This is a genomic window from Maritimibacter dapengensis (genome assembly GCF_019218265.1).
Lineage (GTDB): Bacteria > Pseudomonadota > Alphaproteobacteria > Rhodobacterales > Rhodobacteraceae > Maritimibacter > Maritimibacter dapengensis.
In genome coordinates, this window is record NZ_JAHUZE010000002.1 from 555,938 (window position 1) to 575,958 (window position 20,021).

General features: G+C 64.0%; 17 protein-coding genes. 10 read left to right on the forward strand and 7 right to left on the reverse strand.

The features are described from left to right. The first annotated feature begins 19 nt into the window (after window positions 1-19). A complete protein-coding gene (locus KJP28_RS09010) occupies window positions 20-2,143 on the forward strand; it encodes a malate synthase G (protein ID WP_218392220.1) in 2,124 nt (707 codons plus the stop codon). Between the two features lie 35 nt (window positions 2,144-2,178). On the opposite strand, the gene KJP28_RS09015 is transcribed toward KJP28_RS09010, so the two are convergent. Continuing rightward, window positions 2,179-2,574: a (R)-mandelonitrile lyase gene (locus KJP28_RS09015; RefSeq protein ID WP_218392221.1), complete on the reverse strand. Its 396-nt coding sequence runs from the start codon at window positions 2,572-2,574 to the stop codon at window positions 2,179-2,181. 126 nt (window positions 2,575-2,700) lie between these two features. Between KJP28_RS09015 and KJP28_RS09020 the strand changes: the two genes are divergently transcribed. From KJP28_RS09020 to KJP28_RS09030, 3 genes are all read left to right on the forward strand, one after another. After that, window positions 2,701-3,756: an alpha/beta fold hydrolase gene (locus tag KJP28_RS09020; protein ID WP_218392222.1), complete on the forward strand. Its 1,056-nt coding sequence runs from the start codon at window positions 2,701-2,703 to the stop codon at window positions 3,754-3,756. 19 nt (window positions 3,757-3,775) lie between these two features. After that, entirely contained in the window at window positions 3,776-4,204 is a 429-nt protein-coding gene (locus tag KJP28_RS09025; protein WP_218392223.1) for a GlcG/HbpS family heme-binding protein, read from the forward strand. A 102-nt stretch (window positions 4,205-4,306) separates the two neighbouring features. Continuing rightward, window positions 4,307-5,086, forward strand: coding sequence for a gamma-glutamyl-gamma-aminobutyrate hydrolase family protein (locus tag KJP28_RS09030; protein WP_218392224.1), 780 nt, complete (start codon window positions 4,307-4,309; stop codon window positions 5,084-5,086). Between the two features lie 143 nt (window positions 5,087-5,229). On the opposite strand, the gene KJP28_RS20060 is transcribed toward KJP28_RS09030, so the two are convergent. The 3 genes from KJP28_RS20060 to KJP28_RS09045 form a co-directional block, all read right to left on the reverse strand. Next, on the reverse strand, window positions 5,230-7,677 hold the full coding sequence (locus tag KJP28_RS20060) for a Hint domain-containing protein (RefSeq protein ID WP_218392225.1): 2,448 nt from the start codon (window positions 7,675-7,677) through the stop codon (window positions 5,230-5,232). A gap of 324 nt (window positions 7,678-8,001) precedes the next feature. Further along, complete coding sequence (locus tag KJP28_RS09040) at window positions 8,002-10,221, reverse strand: xanthine dehydrogenase family protein molybdopterin-binding subunit (protein ID WP_218392226.1); 2,220 nt, start codon at window positions 10,219-10,221, stop codon at window positions 8,002-8,004. 2 nt (window positions 10,222-10,223) lie between these two features. Next, a complete protein-coding gene (locus tag KJP28_RS09045; protein ID WP_218392227.1) occupies window positions 10,224-10,688 on the reverse strand; it encodes a (2Fe-2S)-binding protein in 465 nt (154 codons plus the stop codon). 100 nt (window positions 10,689-10,788) lie between these two features. On the opposite strand from KJP28_RS09045, the gene KJP28_RS09050 reads away from it, so the two are divergent. Then, entirely contained in the window at window positions 10,789-11,382 is a 594-nt protein-coding gene (locus tag KJP28_RS09050; RefSeq protein ID WP_218392228.1) for a TetR/AcrR family transcriptional regulator, read from the forward strand. Between the two features lie 20 nt (window positions 11,383-11,402). Here the strand turns inward: KJP28_RS09050 and KJP28_RS09055 are convergent, their stop codons facing one another. Next, window positions 11,403-12,164: an SDR family NAD(P)-dependent oxidoreductase gene (locus KJP28_RS09055; protein ID WP_218392229.1), complete on the reverse strand. Its 762-nt coding sequence runs from the start codon at window positions 12,162-12,164 to the stop codon at window positions 11,403-11,405. A 133-nt stretch (window positions 12,165-12,297) separates the two neighbouring features. Here KJP28_RS09055 and KJP28_RS09060 point away from each other — a divergent pair, with 133 nt between their 5' ends. From KJP28_RS09060 to KJP28_RS09070, 3 genes are all read left to right on the forward strand, one after another. Next, a complete protein-coding gene (locus KJP28_RS09060) occupies window positions 12,298-12,765 on the forward strand; it encodes a methyltransferase family protein (protein ID WP_255552284.1) in 468 nt (155 codons plus the stop codon). 147 nt (window positions 12,766-12,912) lie between these two features. Then, the gene (locus tag KJP28_RS09065) at window positions 12,913-14,487 is read left to right on the forward strand and encodes a Re/Si-specific NAD(P)(+) transhydrogenase subunit alpha (protein ID WP_218392230.1); all 1,575 of its coding nucleotides are present in this window, start codon (window positions 12,913-12,915) and stop codon (window positions 14,485-14,487) included. 15 nt (window positions 14,488-14,502) lie between these two features. Beyond that, on the forward strand, window positions 14,503-15,978 hold the full coding sequence (locus KJP28_RS09070) for an NAD(P)(+) transhydrogenase (Re/Si-specific) subunit beta (protein WP_218392231.1): 1,476 nt from the start codon (window positions 14,503-14,505) through the stop codon (window positions 15,976-15,978). 71 nt (window positions 15,979-16,049) lie between these two features. Here the strand turns inward: KJP28_RS09070 and KJP28_RS09075 are convergent, their stop codons facing one another. Both KJP28_RS09075 and KJP28_RS09080 read right to left on the reverse strand, forming a co-directional pair. Beyond that, window positions 16,050-16,451, reverse strand: coding sequence for a hypothetical protein (locus tag KJP28_RS09075; RefSeq protein ID WP_218392232.1), 402 nt, complete (start codon window positions 16,449-16,451; stop codon window positions 16,050-16,052). Window positions 16,452-16,714: 263 nt separating this feature from the next. Next, window positions 16,715-17,263 carry a pseudouridine synthase gene (locus tag KJP28_RS09080; protein WP_218392233.1) on the reverse strand — a complete coding sequence of 183 codons (549 nt, stop codon included), beginning with the start codon at window positions 17,261-17,263 and terminating at the stop codon, window positions 16,715-16,717. A 227-nt stretch (window positions 17,264-17,490) separates the two neighbouring features. Here KJP28_RS09080 and KJP28_RS09085 point away from each other — a divergent pair, with 227 nt between their 5' ends. Both KJP28_RS09085 and KJP28_RS09090 read left to right on the forward strand, forming a co-directional pair. Then, window positions 17,491-18,648, forward strand: a complete 1,158-nt coding sequence (locus tag KJP28_RS09085; protein WP_218392234.1) for a type III PLP-dependent enzyme — start codon at window positions 17,491-17,493, stop codon at window positions 18,646-18,648. A gap of 87 nt (window positions 18,649-18,735) precedes the next feature. Then, window positions 18,736-20,016, forward strand: coding sequence for a DUF3422 family protein (locus KJP28_RS09090; protein WP_218392235.1), 1,281 nt, complete (start codon window positions 18,736-18,738; stop codon window positions 20,014-20,016). Window positions 20,017-20,021 lie beyond the last annotated feature (5 nt).

The window sequence follows — 20,021 nt, forward strand, 5'->3', positions numbered from 1 at the left end:
CTACTGAATCGGGGGGCTCATGGAGCGTCGTGTCGAGCATTTTGGCCTGAAAATCGCACCGGAAATCGCATTGTTCGTGGAGACGCGGGCGCTTCCGAAGACCGGCGTGAAGGTGGACGATTTCTGGCGCGGCTTCGCGCAGATCGTCGAGGACCTGACGCCGAAAAACCGTGCGCTTCTTGCAAAGCGCGAGGAGATGCAGGCGCAAATCGACGCGTGGTATCGTGATGGCGGCGGCGATGTACCCGCGCAGAAGAGCTTTCTGGAAGAGATCGGCTATCTCGTGCCCGAGGGGGAGGCGTTCTCCATCGAGACGCAGAACGTGGACCCCGAGATCGCGACGATCGCCGGGCCTCAGCTTGTCGTGCCGATCACCAACGCACGTTATGCTTTGAACGCGGCCAACGCGCGGTGGGGGTCGTTATACGATGCGCTTTACGGCACTGATGCGATGGGCGATCTGCCGTCGGGCAAGGGGTATGACCCGGAGCGCGGTGCGCGCGTCATCGCCTGGGCCAAGGCGCATCTGGACGCGGTCGCGCCGTTGGCGAGCGGATCGTGGGCCGATGTTTCGGAATTGGCTGTCGAGGACGGGGGTCTCGTCCCGGCGCTGGCCGATCCGGCGCAATTCGTGGGGTATTCGAGCGAGTTGTGTGACCTGCAGGTGATCTTGCGCGTCAACGGGCTGCATATCGAGATTCTTGTCGATCCTTCGACCGACGTGGGCAAGCAAGACCCTGCCGGGATTGCCGACATCTGGCTTGAAAGCGCGACGTCCGCGATCATGGATTGCGAGGATTCCGTGGCCTGTGTCGATGGTGAGGACAAGGCGCTTGCCTATGACAACTGGCTTGGCCTGATGAAAGGCACCCTGACCGAAGAGGTCACAAAGGGGGGCAAGACCTTCACCCGCAAGCTGAACCCCGACAGCCCCTATCGGACGCCGGACGGGGGCGAGCTGGTCCTGAAGGGCCGCGCGCTCCTGCTTGTGCGCAACGTGGGCCATCTGATGACCAATCCGGCCATTCTGGACGCCAATGGCGACGAGGTGTTCGAGGGCATCATGGACGCGATGATGACGACGCTCGCCTCGATGCACGACCTCGACCGCAAGGCGAATTCCGCGACCGGAAGTTTCTATGTCGTGAAGCCCAAGATGCATGGGCCGGAGGAAGTGGCGTTCGCGGATGAGCTGTTCACGCGGGTCGAAGAGGTGCTGGGCCTGCCGCGTTACACCGTGAAGCTCGGGATCATGGATGAGGAACGGCGCACGAGCGTGAACCTCAAGGAATGTATCCGCGCCGCGAAACATCGCGTGGCGTTCATCAACACAGGGTTCCTCGACCGAACCGGTGACGAGATCCACACCGCGATGGAAGCCGGGCCGATGATCCGCAAGGGCGAGATGAAGAATTCCGCCTGGATCGCCTCCTACGAAGATCGGAACGTGGATATCGGGCTCGCTTGTGGCTTGAAGGGCCGGGCGCAGATCGGGAAGGGCATGTGGGCCATGCCGGACCGGATGGAAGCGATGCTGGAGGCCAAGATCGGGCATCCGAAGGCGGGGGCAAATTGCGCCTGGGTGCCGTCTCCGACCGCCGCCACGCTCCATGCCACGCATTATCACCGGGTCGATGTTGCCGACGTGCAGGACGAGATCGCCAAGGGCGGGCCGCGCGGGACGCTGGACGATCTTCTGACCGTGCCGCTCGCGGACGGGGCGAACTGGTCCGAGGACGAGGTGCGCGAAGAGATCGAGAACAACGCGCAGGGCATTCTTGGCTACGTGGTGCGCTGGATCGACCACGGGGTCGGATGCTCCAAGGTGCCGGACATTCACGATGTGGGCCTGATGGAGGACCGCGCGACCTGTCGGATTTCATCTCAGGCGCTGGCCAATTGGCTGCACCACGGGGTCGTCAGCGAGGACGAGGTGATGGGTGCGATGCGCAAGATGGCCGAGGTCGTCGACCGGCAGAACGCGGACGATCCGACCTATGAGCCGATGGCGCCCGGTTTCGACGGGGTCGCGTTCAATGCGGCATGTGACCTTGTTTTCAAGGGGCGCGAGCAGCCGTCGGGTTATACCGAACCGGTGCTTCATGCCCGCCGGCTGGAGTTGAAAGCCTTGCGCCGGGGCTGACCATGTCTCGGGATCGCACGCGATCCGGGACGGGATCAGGCTTCGTAATCCTTGTCGGTGACATGTTCGAGCCACGTCACCGTCGAGCCGTCGACCGCTTCCTGAATCGCGATATGGGTCATCGCGGTTTCTGAGGACGCGCCGTGCCAGTGTTTCTCGCCCGCGTCGAACCAGATCACGTCGCCGGGATGGATTTCCTCGACCGGTCCGCCGTCGCGTTGCACCCGCCCGCGGCCCTGCGTCACGATGAGGGTCTGACCGGCGGGGTGGGTGTGCCATGCGGTGCGCGCACCCGGTTCGAAGGTGACGAGCGCGCCGGCGGCGCGGCCCGGTGCCTCGGCGGTGAAAAGCGGATCGAGGCGCACCTGTCCGGTGAACCAGTCTGCGGGGCCCGCTTTCGACGGTGTGCTTCCAGCGCGGGTGATTTTCATAGGCGATCCCTTTGTCGATTGCCCACTCAGCGTGACGTGGGAGGCAGAGCGAGTCTACGTGAATCTCCGGTGTTGCCGTGATGGCGCCGGGGCGGCAGTCTGACCAGGCAACCGGAGGAGTGCGAGATGTCGATACCAGTGATGACCGAGGCCCGCCGCGTCAAGAGCGCGCGGATGGAGACGCGGGTTCTGTTTGCGGGGCCTGAGGACGGGGTGCCTGTCGTTTTCATCCATGGCAACCTGTCGGCGGCGACGTGGTGGGAAGAGACCATGCTACGCCTGCCGGAGGGGTTCCGGGCGATCGCCCCCGATCTGCGCGCCTATGGCGAGGCCGACGACGCCGCCAAGGTCGATGCGACGCGGGGCATGAAGGATTTCTCGGACGATCTCGATGCGTTGATGGAGGAACTGGGCATCGCGGGGGCGCATATGGTCGGACATTCGCTCGGCGGCGCGGTGCTGTGGCAGATGCTGGCCGATCACCCGTCGCGTGTTCTGAGCGTCACGCAGGTGTGCCCCGGTGCGCCACAGGGGTTCGGGGCCTGCGGGCCGGATGGCGGGCCGGCGTTCCCGGACAATGCCGGGTCGGGTGGGGGTGCGGTGAACCCGGACCTGATCGCGCTCATGAAAGCCGGAGACCGGGGCGACGAGACGCCCAATCATATGCGTAACGTCCTGAATGCGTTCGTCTGGAAGCCGCCCTTCGTGCCGGAGCGGATGGAGGATATTCTCACATCGGCGCTGGCCCAGCACACGGGTGATGCCGATTATCCGGGCGATGCGACGTCGTCGGACAATTGGCCGGGGGCTGCGCCGGGCAAACTCGGCCCGATCAACGCGATGGCGCCGATCTACCAGTCCGATCCGCTCGGGTTCACGAAATCCGGGGCGAACGCGCCGATCCTGTGGATACGCGGGGCCGACGATCAGGTGGTGGCGGATGGATCGCTCTTTGACATGGGGACTCTGGGAGCGGCAGGCGCGGTGCCCGGGTGGCCAGGGGCCGATGTCATGCCGCCTCAACCGATGATCTCGCAGACTGAAGCGGCGCTCACCGTTTACGAAGGGCAGGGAGGTGACGTCGAGCGGGTTGTGCTGGACGATTGCGGCCATTCGCCTTACCTCGAGAAGCCAGAGGCGTTCGACGAGGCGTTCCACGCTTTCCTCGCGCGCCACGGCTGAACCAACGGGAGGTAAGGACATGCCGGGCATTTCCCTGCGCCGCGCGCGCACGATCATTCGCAAGACCATGGACAAGGGCCGGGAGATGGGGCTGAAGCCGCTGTCGGTCGTGGTCGTGGATGCAGGCGGTCATGTGATCGCCTTCGAACGGTCGGACGGAGCGCCCGCGGGACGGTTCGACATTGCGCTGGGCAAGGCGCGGGGCTGCGTGCTCATGGGCATGACCGGGACGCAACTGCGCGACCGGGCCGAGCAGCAGGCCTATTTCGTCGGGGCCGCCGGGGCCGCGCTGGGTGACAAGCTGGTGCCGGTGCCGGGCGGTATCCTCGTCAAGGATGCCAAGGGGCGGCTTCTGGGCGCCATCGGTGTGACCGGCGACACGTCGGAGAACGATCTCGAGGCAGGCGCGGCAGGGATCGACGCGGTCGGGCTGGTCGCCGAGGGCTGATGTGCGCAGATGCAGGGGCGGTCGTGCCGTGACGCGGCGCGCTGCCCCTTCTCTTGCGCGCGGGGAGCCGTTATCTTTGGCGAGACAGGCGAAAGGACCCAGATGACCCGGCCCAGGATCGGCATTATCGGCAACCCGACATTGATCGGGGACCACTACCCTGCACATGCGGGCGGCACGATGAACTCGGAAGCCGTTGCCGAGGTGTCGGGTGGATTGCCGCTTCTGATCCCTGCCGATCCGCGCCTTGTCAGCGTCGAAGAGTTGATGGAGACCTGTGACGGGTTTCTCCTGACCGGCGGACGGCCCAACGTGCACCCCGAGGAATACGGCGAGGCCCCGACCGAAGCGCATGGCGATTTCGATCGGAACCGGGATGCGATCACGCTCCCGCTGGTGCGGGCCTGCGTCGAAACCGGTCAGCCGTTCCTTGGCGTCTGCCGGGGCTTTCAGGAGGTGAACGTCGCGATGGGTGGCACGCTCTACCCAGAAATTCGCGACCTGCCGGGGCGAATGAACCACAGGATGCCGCCCGACGGCACGCTGGACGAGAAATTCGCGATCCGCCACGCGGTGAGGTTCACCGAGGGTGGCGTGTTTCACCGGCTTATGGGATCGGCCAGCGTGATGACCAATACGCTGCACGGGCAGGGGATCAAGACGGCGGGCAGCCGGATTCTGATCGACGGCCATGCCGATGACGGCACGCCGGAGGCGCTTTACGTGCGTGGCGCGCCGGGGTTCACGCTCGCCGTGCAATGGCATCCGGAATATCGCGCGGCGACCGACCCGGTGTCGCGCCCGCTGTTCTCGGCATTCGGCGAAGCGGCGCGCGCCTGGGCGGATGGCAAGCGTCCGCAGCCTGTGCGCGAGGCGGTCTGAACGCGGGCGTTCTGCGCAAAACGCCGGTCCAATCGTTAACGGCGCAATTCTTCTGACGTCAGAAGTGTATGTTTTCCAATGTCTTATGCGGCGAAAGTGATTCCGGGATTCTAGAATTCTAGAATCCTAGAGTCGATCTGCGGTCAGGCCGAAATCAGCCGGGCCTCGAATTGCCGGAGCACGCGCCGGGCGGTGTCGCCGTAATGGTTCGGGTCGGCGCGCAGTTCGGGAAACAGGCCGAACAATTCCTCACGGGCGCGCGGGTCGATGGCGGTCAGACCTTCGGCCCCGGGATGGAAGCTCTCCGACAATGCGCCGTTGGCCCAGACCACTTCATGCTGGTCGAAGAGGATATGGTAATACGTGACCTGCGGCACCTCGATCTGGCGGATCATGTGACCGTCGCACAGATGTTTCGCCGGGACGATCACCTCGGGCGCGTCGAAATACAGGTTCGCCATGCCCGAGGCGTAGAGCATCCTGTGTTGGGGCGAGACGAACAGGGGGCTGTCGTTTCCGAACGCGCCCTTGGCGAAGCGGATCGGGGCGATCTTGCCGGTGCCCGGCACCGTGCGTTTGCCGATCCAGCGGACCGGGCAGGGGCCGTTGTCGCGGGTCAGGACGAAATCGCCGGGGCGCAGGTCCTGGATCGGGCGCTCGCCATGAGGGGTCGCGATCCGGGTGTTGTGGGTGAAGCAGATGATGACGTTCTCGATGTTCGAGAAGCTCACGGTCGTTCCGTCCGATAGCGTGGCGGTGCCGCTTTCCGCGTCGGAATAGCTGATCGTGCCCCAGTCGATCAGACCTGCGAAGTCGAGCGTATCGCCGCCGCCGTCTTCGTCGGTTTCGCTGCCGATGATGGTGATGACGGATCCTGAGCCGCCCAGGGCTTCGGCAGGGTCGAGGATGAATGTGTCATCGCCTTCGCCGCCGGTCGCGGTGTCGTCCGCGCCGAGATAGAAGATGTCGTCGCCCGCGCCGCCGTAGAGCGTATCCGCCCCCGCGCCGCCGGTCAGAATGTCGTCGCCGCCTTCGCCGTAGATCACGTCATCGCCGGCGCCGCCGTCGATCGTGTCGTTGCCGTCGTCGAGCGCCGCGGGGATCGTGTCGAATTCCACGTCGGTGATCGTGACCGCGTGGGTGCCCGAGAGGTTGTTGTAGTAGATGATTTCGACGGAATGCACTGGCCCGGCGATCTCCACGAGGAGTGAGCCGTTTAGCTCGTCGGGGTCGTCGAGCGCGCCCCCGGCCGTGACGGTGTTGCCGGACACGGTGTCGTCTCCGCCTGCGGTAAGCGTGACGGTGACAGGGTTTCCGTCGGCGTCGTAGGCGTTCACGGTCACGACGTCGATGTGGTTGCCCGCTGCGCTGTCGATGTCGTTGATGCGGAACGACACGTTCTCGACTTCGTCGGTCATGCCGCCCCCGGTGGCGGGGTCGAAGTCGATGGTCACCGTCGCGGTGTCGGCGTCCCCGTTGCCATACAGATAGGCGGCAGAGTTGGGGTCGAAGGTCTCGCCGCCGGCCACGTATTGCGGGTTGTTGGTGTCGACTTCGAATTGCGGCGCGTTGTTGCCGTCATTGGTGAAGGACACGCCGACATTCATCGTGCCGGTGTTCTGGGTGAAACCGCCGGTCATGGGGTCGCCGTCGGAGCCCTGAAGCGACCAGTTCAAATCCTCGGAGGTTGCGGTCGCGGCGCCGCCGTCGTCGCCGTAAATCGTGTCGGCCCCGTCTTCGCCGTAGATCTCGTCGTCATCCGCGCCGCCATAGATCGTGTCGTCGCCGTCACCGCCATGGATTTCGTCGTCCCCGGCGAGACCGTAGACGAGGTCCTGGTTCCCGGAAGGGCCAGTGCCGTCGGCGTTGTCGATACGGTCGCCTTCGAGGTCGCCGGTGTAGCTGTCGTCAATGACGTCAGCGCCATCGGTGCCGGCGATGATCCCATCGGAGACGGTCGGTTCACCGGCTGCGTTGAAGTTGAAATCCGTCGTGCCGGAGGGGTCGGCGGTTCCGAAATCGTAGTTCTCGTAATTCGACATGGTCGTGGCATTGCCCGACCCGGCGAGTATGTAGTCATTGCCGGCGCCATCGGTGATCCCGGCCTGGGCCACCTGGCTGTAGCCGGTCGTCCAGTTGATGTCCTCGTAGATAAATTCGACGTTGTAGCCGCCGCTTCCGGTGTTCGTGATGACGACCTGGAACGAGTTCGCGCCGGAGCCGTTATACGGTTCGACACTGTCCCAGGTGATGGTGACGGTGCCTGCGGTCGGGTCGAGATCCCAGTAGATCTCGCCGCCGTCGTTGATGTTCACGTCGCCCCAGAACGGCGCGATTGTAGGTGTCGTCTCGTTGGCGAGATTGCCGGTCTGGTAGTCCGTGTTCGCCGCCCCGAACGAGATGTTGCCGTTCGAGTTGACGTAGAGCGATGTGTAGTTGGTGCCGAAGAAATCCAGCCCGCCGCCGAAGACGGATGTGATATCGACTTCGACCGAGCCGTCGTCGTTGTTGCCCGCAACCTTGGGCGTGCTGGAAAAGACGTTCTCGCCGTAGCCCGCAGGCCCGCCGAGGCCTGAATTCATCGTGGCCATATGAACACCTCACGTTTCAGGTCGGCGACCGGACGACGTGAGGCAGGGCGTGGCACAACCCGGACGGCAGGGTCGCAGATGCGACTCCTGATCCGACTCCGGGCGGTATGAACCGTGATAAGCAAAATCTGCACTGCCTCGAACGCGCCGGGTTGTCCCGATCATTGTTCCAACCGCCCGGTTGGTCCGGGCTGGTGAGGCGAGTCTAGCGCGGTGATTCGGTAAAAGCGAGACTTATCTGGTGGTCAAAAAACGAAAAAGCCCTACCCGTTGGGGTAGGGCCCAGGGCGTTTTTCATGCTCGAGACCGGCCTGGCGGCCCGGATCAGGCGACGAAGGAGGCGGTTTTGCGCAAGGGAAGTTCCCGGATGCGTTCGCCGGTCAGATCGAAGATCGCGTTGGCAAGTGCCGGGGCCGCGGGCGGAGTGCCGGGTTCGCCGACGCCGCCGATATGGCCACCGAGCGACAGGGCCGTCACCTCGAATTCGGGCGTGTTCGACATGCGCAGCGCGTCGTAGTCGTAGAAGTTTCCTTCCACGACGCCGCCGTTCTCGAAAGTGATTTCCCCGTGGATCGCGGCGGAAAGGCCGTAGATCGCACCACCGATGAGCTGGGCTTCGACATTGCCCGGGTCCACGACCGTGCCGAGATCGGCAGCGATCCAGACCTTGTCGATGGAAATCTCGCCGTTGCGGTCGGACACTTCGACGATCTCGGCCACGGGCGTTCCGAAGGAATAGGTCACGGCGAGGCCGCGTCCTTTGCCCTCGGGCGTCTCGCCGGTCCAGTTGGCCATTTCTGCTACGGTTTTCAGCACCTGTGCGGTCGGCTCATGCTCGCCCTCGATATGGGCGAGGCGGAAGGCCAGCGGGTCTTGTCCGGTCTTGTGCGCCAGCTCGTCCACGAAGCTTTCCCAGAAGAACGCGTTCATCGAATGGCCGACCGAGCGCCAGAACCCGATCCGGGGCGTCCGTTCCGGCACATGGCCGGTCACGAGCGCGTTCTGGATCGCGTATGGCTGATCCGCGCAGCCTTCGGTGATGAGCGCGTCGGCAGAGGCCATGTCGCGGCCCGTAAACGCCTTGAGCGAGGCGCGCATGACGCTGGCGGAGGAGAACTGACCCCGGAAGTTGTCGATCTTGCCGTCGGTCAGGCCCGCGCGGAGCCGTGCCACTGCGCCAGGGCGGTAATAGTCGTGGCGCATGTCCTCTTCGCGCGACCAGGTGACGTTGACCGGGGTTCCGGGCATCTCCTTGGCCACGGCAGCCGCCTGCAAAGCGAAGTCGTTGAAGCCGCGTCGCCCGAAGCTGCCGCCCATGATCGTTGTATGGATGGTCACGTTTTCGGGTTTCAGCCCGACAACCTTGGCCGCCTGTTTCTGCGTGATGATCGGCCCTTGCACACCCGCCCACATCTCGAGCTTGTCGCCGGTGAAGAGCGCGGTGGCATTCATCGGCTCCATCGGGGCGTGGGAGAGGAAGGGGGCGCGGTATTCGGCTTCGAGGTCGTCGTCGCCCGGTCTCACCTCGCCTGCTTCGCGCGACGTGATGTTGGGGTCGAGGTCGAAGGCGGCCTCGATGTCGGCGAAAATTTCGTCCGTAGTGGCGCCGTGGTCCACAGGGCTCCATTCGAAGTTGATCGCTTCGGCAGCCTGCATCGCGAGCCATGTGTTACTCGCAATGACGGCCACGCCGCCGCCGATGTCGACGACCTTCTCGACCCCCGGCATGCCTTCGGCTTCGGAGGCGTCGAAGGAAACCATGTCGCCCTCGATCCACGGGTTCATCTTCACGGTGGCGAATTTCATGCCGTCCATCCGCGTGTCGATGGCGAAGGGCGCGGTGCCGGTCGCCTTGGCGGGCTGGTCGAGCTTGGCGAGCGTTTTGCCAATGAGGGTCCAGTCCTCCGGGTCCTTGAGCGGCGGGTTCTCGGGCGGCGCGACCTTGGCCGCGTCCGAGGCAAGCTCGGCATATGTGAGCGTCGTGCCGTCGGTCGCGACGATCGCCCCGTTCTCGGCTTTAAGCTGGTCGCGGCCCACGCCAAGGCGTTCGGCGGCGGCGTCGATCAGCATTTCGCGGGCGGCGGCACCGGAGAGACGCATTTTCTCATAGGCGTCGAAGGTCGAGGACGAGCCCCCCGTGACCTGCATCCCCATGAGCCGTGTCATGCCTGCCATGACGGTCGAGACCATGCCGGAGGGTTCCTCGGCGTGATAGTCGCGCGGTGTCATCATCTTGGTGGTGGCATAGGCCGGGGCAGGCGGGCCGTGTTCGACGCGCACCTGGTCGAGCGGCACTTCCAGTTCCTCGGCAACGAGTGCGGCGAGCGTGGTCTGCACGCCCTGACCCATTTCGGCGCGCGGCACGATGATGGTCACGCCGCTTTCGTCGATGACGACATAGGAGTTGAGGGTCGCGCCCTCGGTCGGGGCGAGCGGGTTTTCGGGGTCGCGCGTGATGACGTAAGCGCCGACGGCCACGCCGCCGGTCACGGCGACAGCACCGACGAGGAAGGCGCGGCGGGTGATTTTTCCGAGCTTGCTCATGATCAGGCCTCCTTCATCTTGTCGGCCGCGTCGTGGATCGCGGCGCGGATGCGGGGATAGGTGCCGCAGCGGCAGAGATTGCCCTGCATGGCGGTGTCGATGTCTTCGTCGGTCGGGTCGGGCGTTTCGGCCAGGAGGGCGGCTGCCTGCATGATCTGCCCGGACTGGCAGTAGCCGCATTGGGCGACGTCATGGGCGACCCAGGCTTGCTGGATTGCCGCCATCGCGTCGGGCGTCCCGATGCCTTCGATGGTGGTCACAGGGCCGTCGACGGCTTCGAGAGGCAATTGGCACGAGCGCTGGGCGATGCCGTCGACCTGCACGGTGCAGGCACCACAGGCGGCGACGCCGCAACCATACTTCGTGCCGGTCAGGTTCAACTCGTCGCGCAGCACCCAAAGCAGGGGCACGTCGCCGGGCAGGTCCACATCGTGGCTCTGGCCGTTCACTTCGATCTTGTAGCTCATGGGATCCCTCCGCTGACGCCTGTTCGCTGATTGACAAAATGTGCCAAAATTGTCAGTGTGTCAATCGGGCGGTGACACGATACCGAGAGCAGGCGACGAATTGAACGAAATCACGAAAGATACGCAGGACAAGAGCGCGAGGATCATCGGTTCGGCCTTCGAGGCGTTCAGGCTCTATGGCGTGAAGCGTGTCTCGATGGCTGACATCGCACAAGGGGCGGGGATGTCGCGTGCGGCGCTATACCTTCATTTCCGCAATAAAGAAGACATCTTCGCCTCGCTGGTCGCCAATTACTTCGCGCAAGCGGCAGAGGTGATGGAAGCCGAACTGGCGGCGGCTTCGACCCCGACCGAGGCGCTCAGGGCCGCGTTTCGCGCCAAGGTCGCGCCGCCCTACGACCAGCTACTGGAAAGCCCGCATGGGCCGGAACTTCTCGATGCCAAGGCCAACGTGAATGCCGAGACCATCGCAGCGGGTAATGCGCGGCTGGTGTCGGTCTTTGCAAGATGGGTCGCGACCGGGCGGGCGGACGGTACGCTGTCGGTCAGTACGATTGGCGACGGCGATGAGGAAACGGCGCGGGTGATCCTCGCGGCCGTGCATGGCGTGATCGAGGGAGCTCGAAGCTATGCCGGCCTTCTGGACGATCTCGACCGCCTTGCGTTGCTCATGGGGCGTGCGCTGGCGGCCTGAGGGCTTTCCAGGCGTCTCGCTTACATCTGTCCACCGGCGATTTCGATGACCTGACCGTTCACGCTTTCCGACCCCGGCGCGGTGAGCCACATCGCCGCTGAGGCGATTTCGTCGGGTTTGATCAGGCGTTTATGCTTGTTCACATCGCGCATCATGGCGAGGGCCGCGTCGCGGTCGCCGCCGATCCGCTCGGAGATCGCGTCGACGTTGCGGGTGATGATGTCGGTCTCGACATAGGCGGGGCAGAGCGCGTTGAAGGTGAGGCCCGTGGCGAGGTAATCTTCGGAAAGCGAGCGGATGAGGCCGATGACGCCGTGTTTCGAGGCCGAATACGCGCCTGCGCCTTTCAGCCCCTTCACCCCGGCAATCGACGAGATCGCGATAACACGCCCCCAATCGGCGGCTTCCATGTCGGGCAGGCATTCGCGGATCGTCAGGAAACACCCATCGAGGTTGACCGACATCACGTCGCGCCAGAAATCGAGCGAGGTCTTGGAAAGCTTCCGCCCGGTGGCCACGCCCGCGTTCGCGACGCAGATCGTGATCGGGCCGCGTTCGGCGCGGGCCGAGGCGATGCCGTCTTTGATCGAGGCTTCGTCGGTCACGTCCATCGCGAGCGGATGAAGGCCCGGCGTGGCGCTTGCCGCTTGCGCCAGCACCTCTTCGCGCCGTCCCGTGATGGTGACTTGCGCCCCTGCGGTTGCCAGAGCCTTGGCGATGGCGAGGCCGATGCCCGTGCCTCCGCCCGTCACCAGCGCGTGTTTTCCGTCCAGATGTTCCATGTCGCCTCCCTGTTGCCCCCGTCACGCTAGGCTGCATGACGCTGTGTTCAAGCGCAACGCCACGGAAAACCGGGCGCTGGGGGGTTGCCTTCGCAATAATCACCTCCGATAAACCGTTGTTCAGGTAATAATCTTGCGCGAGGAGATTCTGCTGCTGCGCTGGCTCGATATACCGCCCACCTGGCTTGTCGCCGGGCTTCTGTCCGCGTTCGGGCTGGACCGGCTTCTGCCGGGTCTCGGCTTTGGCTGGGACTGGACGCGGCTGGTCGGTGACATTCTGATTGTTGCCGGGCTGGGGTCGATGGGGGCCGCTGTGCTCGAGTTCATCCGCGCCCGCACAAGCTTCATCCCGCGCCGCCGTCCAAGCGCGTTCCTGCGCTCGGGCATCTACCGCTTCACGCGCAATCCGATTTACCTTGGCGACGCGATGGTGCTGGCGGGGGCCATCCTGCATTGGGACGTGCTGCCCGCCCTTGTGCTCGTGCCGGTTTTCGGGAGCTTCATCGAGCGGCGGTTCATTCGGGGCGAAGAAGCCGGATTGATCGCGGCCTTCGGAGACGAGGCGCGCGACTGGATGGGGCAGGTGCGACGATGGTTGTGACCTGTGGTCGCATTATTGCGCGAAAAGTGAAACGAATCCTCGAAAACCCGAGGGTTTTGGTCGTAACACCGGGCGATACCGCCTAGAAGAAACCCAAGAGAGCCGGACGGTGCCCGTCCGGTCCCATGAGGGAGAAGGAAGAGACACGTGAAAATCGGTGTACCCAAGGAAGTGCTCCCCGGAGAGAACCGCGTCGCGATGACGCCGGAATCTGCGGGGATGCTCCAGAAACTCGGCTATGACTGCATGATCGAGAAAGGGGCGGGTGTGGCCGCCGGGTTCTCGGACAAGGATTACAGGGACGCGGGCGTCGAGATTGCCAAGACCGCCGCGAGCCTGTGGAAAGATGCCGACATCATCGCCAAGGTCCGCATCCCCACGGAGACGGAGCTGAAGCGGCTGACCAAGGACAAGACGCTCATCACCTTCTTCAACCCCGGTGGGAACGAAGAAGGGCTGGAGCTTGCCAAGTCCAAGGGTGCGACCGTGATCGCGATGGAAATGGTGCCGCGTATCTCGCGCGCGCAGAAGATGGACGCGCTGTCGTCCATGGCGAATATCGCGGGCTACCGGGCCGTGATTGAGGCGGGCAACAATTTCGGGCGCTTCTTCACTGGGCAGGTGACGGCGGCCGGCAAGGTGCCGCCCGCCAAGGTGCTGGTCGTCGGTGCCGGTGTCGCGGGTCTTGCCGCGATCGGTACGTCCACCAGCCTCGGTGCGATCACCTATGCCTTCGACGTGCGGCCCGAAGTGGCCGAACAGGTGGAATCGATGGGCGCCGAGTTCGTCTATCTCGACTTCGAAGAGGAGCAGGAAGACGGTGCTTCGACCGGGGGGTATGCCGCCGTGTCGTCGCCGGAGTTCCGCGAAGCGCAGCTCGCCAAGTTCCGTGAGCTGGCCCCTGAGATGGACATCGTCATCACGACCGCGCTCATCCCGAACCGCGAAGCGCCGAAGCTCTGGCTCGAGGATATGGTCAAGGCGATGAAGCCGGGCTCCGTGATCGTCGACCTTGCGGCCGAAAAGGGTGGCAACGTCGAAGGCACGGTGATGGACGAGAAGATCGTGACCGACAACGGTGTGACCATCGTCGGCTACACCGACTTCCCGTCGCGCATGGCCACGCAATCCTCGACGCTCTACGCCAACAACATCCGCCACATGATGACCGATCTGACGCCCGAGAAGGACGGCAAGATCAACGTCAACATGGAAGATGACGTCATTCGCGGGTCGACCGTGACCCATGCCGGCGAGATCACCTTCCCGCCGCCACCGCCGAAAGTGCAGGCCATCGCGGCGCAGAAAAAGGCCGAACCGCCGAAAGAGCTGACACCGGAAGAAAAGAAGGCACAGGAACTGGCCGCTTTCCAGAAGCAGACCAAGAACCAGGTCACGCTGATCGCGATCGGCGCGGTGCTGCTTCTGGGCGTCGGCCTCGTGGCGCCTGCGAGCTTCATGCAGCATTTCATCGTGTTCGTGCTGGCGGTCTTCGTGGGGTTCCAGGTGATCTGGAACGTGAGCCACAGCCTTCACACGCCGCTCATGGCGATCACCAACGCGATCTCGTCGATCATCATCCTCGGCGCGCTGATGCAGATCGGATCGGGGTCGTTCCTCGTCGTGCTGCTGGCCGCGTTGTCGATCTTCATGGCCGGGATCAACATTTTCGGTGGCTTCCTCGTCACCCGGCGCATGCTCGCCATGTTCCAGAAATCGTAAGGGGGAACGGGACCAATGGAATTCGGATTCACGACAGCGGCCTACGTGGTCGCGGCTGTCCTCTTCATCCTCGCGCTGGGCGGGCTTTCGGGCCAGGAAAGCGCCAAACGGGCTGTCTGGTACGGGATCGTGGGCATGACGCTCGCGGTGTTCGCGACGCTGATCGGGCCGGGGGCGGGGCTATGGCTCCTGTCGCTCGTCCTGATCGCGGCGGGCGGGGTCATCGGCTACATGGTCGCGATGCGCGTCCAAATGACCGAGATGCCGCAGCTTGTCGCAGCGATGCACTCGCTCGTCGGTCTGGCGGCGGTGTTCGTCGGCTTCAACGCGCATTTCGAGATGAAATACGTGGCCGACCTGATGGCGTCTGCGCCGACCTCGCTCAACGAAGTGGGGATGGCAGCCTGGGTGCATGAGCAGGAGCTTGGCACTTTCGCGCAACTCATCAGCCACAAGACGGCGGTCGAGTTGAACATCCTCAAAGTGGAGCTTTTCCTCGGGATCTTCATCGGGGCCGTGACCTTCACCGGCTCGGTGATCGCCTACGGCAAGCTCGCGGGCAAAGTGACCTCGGCGGCCCAGAAGCTCCCCGGGGGCCATGTGCTCAACGCGACCGCCGCGGCGATCTCGGTCATCGCGCTGATCTGGTACTTCAACACCGCTGGCTTCCTGCCTCTCATCATCATGACGGCGATGGCGCTTTTCATCGGCTATCACCTGATCATGGGGATCGGCGGCGCGGACATGCCCGTGGTCGTGTCGATGCTGAACAGCTATTCCGGCTGGGCGGCGGCGGCCATCGGCTTCTCGCTGGGCAACGACCTGTTGATCGTGACGGGTGCGCTGGTCGGCTCGTCAGGTGCGATCCTGTCCTACATCATGTGCGTGGCGATGAACCGCTCGTTCATCTCGGTCATCCTGGGCGGCTTCGGCGGTCCGGCGGGTGAGCAGATGGAGATCGAGGGCGAACAGAAGCCGATCGACGCCGAAGGTGTGGCCAACGCCTTGAAAGAGGCGGACAGCGTTGTGATCGTGCCGGGCTACGGCATGGCCGTGGCGCAGGCGCAGGGCGCTGTGTCGGACCTGACCTCGAAGCTTCGGGCGCAGGGCAAGAACGTACGCTTCGCGATCCATCCGGTCGCGGGCCGTCTGCCGGGGCACATGAACGTGCTTCTTGCCGAGGCCAAGGTGCCCTACGACATCGTGCTGGAGATGGAAGAGATCAACGACGACTTCCCGGATACGGACGTGGTGATCGTCATCGGTTCGAACGACATCGTGAACCCGGCCGCACAGGAAGATCCGAACAGCCCCATCGCGGGGATGCCGGTTCTGGAAGTGTGGAAAGCCAAGCAGGTGTTCGTGTCAAAGCGCGGGCAGGGGACCGGGTATTCGGGTATCGAGAACCCGCTGTTCTACAAGGACAACACGCTCATGTTCTACGGCGATGCCAAGGACAGCGTGTCGAGCCTTCTGCCGCTGATCGGCTGATCCGGACGCCGCAATAACAACAAGAAAGGCCCCGCCAGTCGGCGGGGCCTTTTGCGTTGCGGGGCCGGCCGTCAGCCGTTCTTCCCGTTGCCTTTTCCATTTCCGTTGTTCGACTTGTCGCCGTCGCTCATGCCGTTCGAGCCGCCGCCCCAGCCTTCCTGACCATTCGGGTTCTCGCCCGCATTGCCGACGTTCTTGTCGTTGCCGGGGTTGCCGTTGTTGCCACCGGTTTCGCCGCCCGTGCCAGACGTCGGCTGCGCGTTTCCGGGGTAGTATTGCCCGCCGGGGAGATAATCGTCGCCGATCGCCTCGAGCCGCGCATCCATGCGGTCGGACAGGCTCATGACGCCGCGAGAGACATCCATCACAATGGTTTGTCCCATCAACATCGTGCCCCCGATGACCACGACGGCGTCGACCGTGACCGCGCCGGTTTCATCCTTGATGAAGTCTTCAATCAAACTGCGAAGCATTTCTGGTTCCGTTTTCGCGTTACAATTCGTTCCCCCGAACACGAGGGTCAATTTGTGCGCGAATTCAGGCGGTAAGGTGGCCTTGCCGTGATCGGATCGGTCTCATTTCATGGTAAATAAAAGATAGAGCGGTCCCCGATGGGCCCCGCGTTCGATCTCGCATTCTTCGTATGCCCAAATCGACTGTCGATTGCACTCGTCGGCCCAACCGAACCCGCCTGCATTGACCACCCGCCCGGCACGATCGCGGATGTCCGGCCCAGTCACACGCGCGCGTCTTGCCAGGTTCCGGGGGGGATGCCATCCAGCGACCAGTCTCCGACGGACCAGCGAACGAGTCGCAGGGTGGGAAATCCGATGGCGGCGGTCATGCGGCGGACTTGCCGATTGCGGCCCTCGGTGATCGTCAGTTCGATCCAGCTGTCAGGCACGGATTTGCGAAAGCGGACCGGCGGGTCGCGGTCCCAGAGCGCCGGAGGGTCGATCAGCCGGACCTTGGCGGGCCGCGTCTGACCGTCTTTCAGCATGACGCCTTTTCGCAGCGGGGCGAGGTCGGCGTCGCCCGGCGCGCCCTCGACCTGAACGAGGTAGGTCTTGGCCATCTTGTGTTTTGGGTCGGCGATCCGGGCCTGTAGCCTGCCGTCTTCTGTGAGGAGCAGCAATCCTTCGCTGTCACGGTCCAGACGCCCCGCCGGATAGACGCCGGGGAGGTCGATATAGCCGGACAGGGTCGGGCGCTCGGTCGGCGACTTCGCGTCGGTGAATTGCGACAGAACGCCCATCGGTTTGTTGAACAGGATCAGCCGGGACATGTGACCGGTTTAGGGGCCCCGGCAAAAATTTGCACCCCTGCAAAAATTTCTCTTGATCGGAATCGCGTTTGGCCCCAAATGCGATTTCAAGACGCCAACGCACGCGCCTCTGGCCACGACCGGCAGCTCTGCGGGGATCACCCGAAGATCGGCACGCGTTTAAGCAGCGACGGTAACGTCTCCCTATGAACCTTGGGGTATTGCACCCCTGTCGTCTGGAGATAGACATGACCTATGCTGCACCTGGCGCTTTCGCGCCCGTTCCTCGTATCGTTTCCGAAGCCCGCCTGATGGAGGTGGACCGCCCCACGCTCGTGCTCGACGTGGACCGTGTGGAGGAGCAGTTCCGCGCACTCGAAGCCGGTCTGGGCCGCACCCGTATCCACTACGCCGTGAAAGCCAACCCGCATCCGAAAATCATCGAGCGTCTGGTGAACCTCGGCTCGCATTTCGACGCGGCTTCGCGCGGCGAGATCGAGCTTTGCCTGAGCCAGGGCGCGGACCCGGCGGATATTTCGTTCGGAAACACGATCAAGAAAGTGTCGGACATCGAGTTCGCCGCGCATGTGGGCGTGACGCTTTTCGCCGCCGATGCGGAAGAAGAGCTTGAAAAGATCGCGGCTTATGCGCCGGGGTCGGAGGTGTATATCCGCCTGATCGTGGAAAACTCGCAAGCCGACTGGCCGCTCAGCCGCAAATTCGGCTGCAAGGAAGACAAGCTGATGGGTCTTCTGGCTCATGCCCGTGATCTGGGTCTGCGCCCTGTCGGCCTGTCGTTCCACGTGGGGTCGCAGACCCGCCGGGCCGACATGTGGACCGGCGTGCTCGATCACGTCGCCGGGCTGTGGCACGCGGCACGGGCCGAGGGCTTCGACCTCGACCTCCTGAACATCGGGGGCGGGTTTCCCGCATTCTACGGCGAGGCGATCGACGCGCCCGCGGTCTATGCCGCCCGTGTCATGGCGCTTGTCACCGAGCGTTTCGGCGACGTGCCGCGCGTGATGGCGGAACCGGGCCGGGGGCTGGTGGCCGAATGCGGCGTCATCATCGCTGAATGCCTGCTGGTGAGCCACAAGTCGGACCTCGATGCGCACCGTTGGGTCTATCTCGACATTGGCCGTTTCTCGGGTCTGGCCGAAACCGAAGGCGAGGCGATCCGCTACCAGTTCATCACCCCGCGCGACCACGATGCGCATGGCCCCTGCATCCTCGCAGGCCCGTCCTGCGACTCCGCCGACGTGCTTTATGAAAAGCGCCCGGTGTCGCTGCCGATGAGCCTCAGGGCCGGGGACCGTGTGATCATCCGCAATGCGGGTGCCTACACCTCGTCCTATTCGTCGGTCGGGTTCAACGGTTTCCCGCCGCTCGACGTGGTCGTGCTCTAACCACACCTGCGCGACAATCGACCACTGTTTTCGGCGCGGTCGCGGCGTTATGATCCAATATCAAACGCGACCGCGCCGGGACAGGGTATGGCACAGATCGAAGACCACAAGCTGCGCTATGCGCTGGCGAACGAGTTGCATGCGCGGCCTTTTCCGTCGCTCGATGCGCCGTGTTTCGCCGTTTACCTCGCCATCAAACAGCCAGACAACGCCGCTGGTCGCGACCGGCAGGCGGATGTCGATCATCTGATCGCGCTGCTCGACAGGTTCGGGGCTGCGCATCCCAAGCCCGGCGCGAACCATTTCTTCGGAGAGATCGGGAAATATCGGCTCAAGTGGGAGAGCCATACGGAGTTCGTCACTTACACCGTGTTCGGGGACGGGAACGCGGCCAAGCCGTTCGATCCGTCGATGTTCGACGTGTTCCCGGAAGATTGGCTGGCGCAGGCACCGGGCGTGCGCGTGACCTCGGCGCTGATCCGGGTCGAGACGCGCACGAATGAAGCGGAGATGCGCGAGAAGATCGACGCGTGGTTCGTGCCCGAAAGCGTTGCGGCGACCTATGTGCTGGGCCGCGATGCGGTGCTCGCGGCGGATTTCCGGATCGACGAGGGCGGGCATACCCGCTGCGCGGTCTTTGCCGCAGAGGGCTGTTCGCCGCGGCGGATCGGGCGGATCGTACAGCGGCTATGCGAGATCGAGACCTACAAGCAGATGTCGATGCTGGGGCTCGCGCGGGCGCGGGCGCTTCAAGGGCGGCTTGGCGGCATCGGGGACGAACTGTCCGGGCTTGTCACGGGCATGGGGGAACCTGAGGGCGCGTCGGAGGAGCGGCTGAAGGACCTTCTGAAGATCTCGGCGGAGTTGGAAAAGCTGAACGCCCAAAGCTCGTTCCGGTTCGGGGCGACGGGGGCTTACGAGGCGATCGTGAACCAACGGATCGAGGTCTTGCGCGAGGAGCGTTGGGACGGGCGGCAGACCTTTCGCGAGTTCATGACGCGGCGCTACGAGCCTGCGATGCGCACCGTGAAATCGGTGGAGCGACAATTGCACGATATGGCCGAACGCGCGATGCGGGCGGGCGATCTGCTTCGGACCAAGGTTGACGTGGAACGCTCGGCTCAGAACCAGGCGTTGCTTGAAAGCATGGACAGGCGGGCCGATTTGCAGCTTCGCCTGCAACAGACTGTCGAAGGTCTGTCGGTCGTGGCGATCAGCTATTACGCGGTCTCGCTCGGAGCGTATCTGCTTGGGCCGGTGGCCAAGGCCATGCACATCGACAAGGCGGAGTTGTTGGCTCTGATCACGCTGCCGGTCGTGGCGGTGGTCTGGTTCACGGTGCGGCGGATCAGAAAGAAGTTTCACTGACGCCA

Coding starts and splice junctions, on each gene's coding strand:
- KJP28_RS09080 (WP_218392233.1), bottom strand. CDS start 17,263: ATGTCCCGGCTGATCCTGTTCAACAAACCGATGGGCGTTCTGTCGCAA.
- KJP28_RS09055 (WP_218392229.1), bottom strand. CDS start 12,164: ATGGAACATCTGGACGGAAAACACGCGCTGGTGACGGGCGGAGGCACG.
- KJP28_RS09075 (WP_218392232.1), bottom strand. CDS start 16,451: ATGCTTCGCAGTTTGATTGAAGACTTCATCAAGGATGAAACCGGCGCG.
- KJP28_RS09090 (WP_218392235.1), top strand. CDS start 18,736: ATGGCACAGATCGAAGACCACAAGCTGCGCTATGCGCTGGCGAACGAG.
- KJP28_RS09040 (WP_218392226.1), bottom strand. CDS start 10,221: ATGAGCAAGCTCGGAAAAATCACCCGCCGCGCCTTCCTCGTCGGTGCT.
- KJP28_RS09010 (WP_218392220.1), top strand. CDS start 20: ATGGAGCGTCGTGTCGAGCATTTTGGCCTGAAAATCGCACCGGAAATC.
- KJP28_RS09015 (WP_218392221.1), bottom strand. CDS start 2,574: ATGAAAATCACCCGCGCTGGAAGCACACCGTCGAAAGCGGGCCCCGCA.
- KJP28_RS09085 (WP_218392234.1), top strand. CDS start 17,491: ATGACCTATGCTGCACCTGGCGCTTTCGCGCCCGTTCCTCGTATCGTT.
- KJP28_RS09020 (WP_218392222.1), top strand. CDS start 2,701: ATGTCGATACCAGTGATGACCGAGGCCCGCCGCGTCAAGAGCGCGCGG.
- KJP28_RS09025 (WP_218392223.1), top strand. CDS start 3,776: ATGCCGGGCATTTCCCTGCGCCGCGCGCGCACGATCATTCGCAAGACC.
- KJP28_RS09070 (WP_218392231.1), top strand. CDS start 14,503: ATGGAATTCGGATTCACGACAGCGGCCTACGTGGTCGCGGCTGTCCTC.
- KJP28_RS09045 (WP_218392227.1), bottom strand. CDS start 10,688: ATGAGCTACAAGATCGAAGTGAACGGCCAGAGCCACGATGTGGACCTG.
- KJP28_RS20060 (WP_218392225.1), bottom strand. CDS start 7,677: ATGGCCACGATGAATTCAGGCCTCGGCGGGCCTGCGGGCTACGGCGAG.
- KJP28_RS09030 (WP_218392224.1), top strand. CDS start 4,307: ATGACCCGGCCCAGGATCGGCATTATCGGCAACCCGACATTGATCGGG.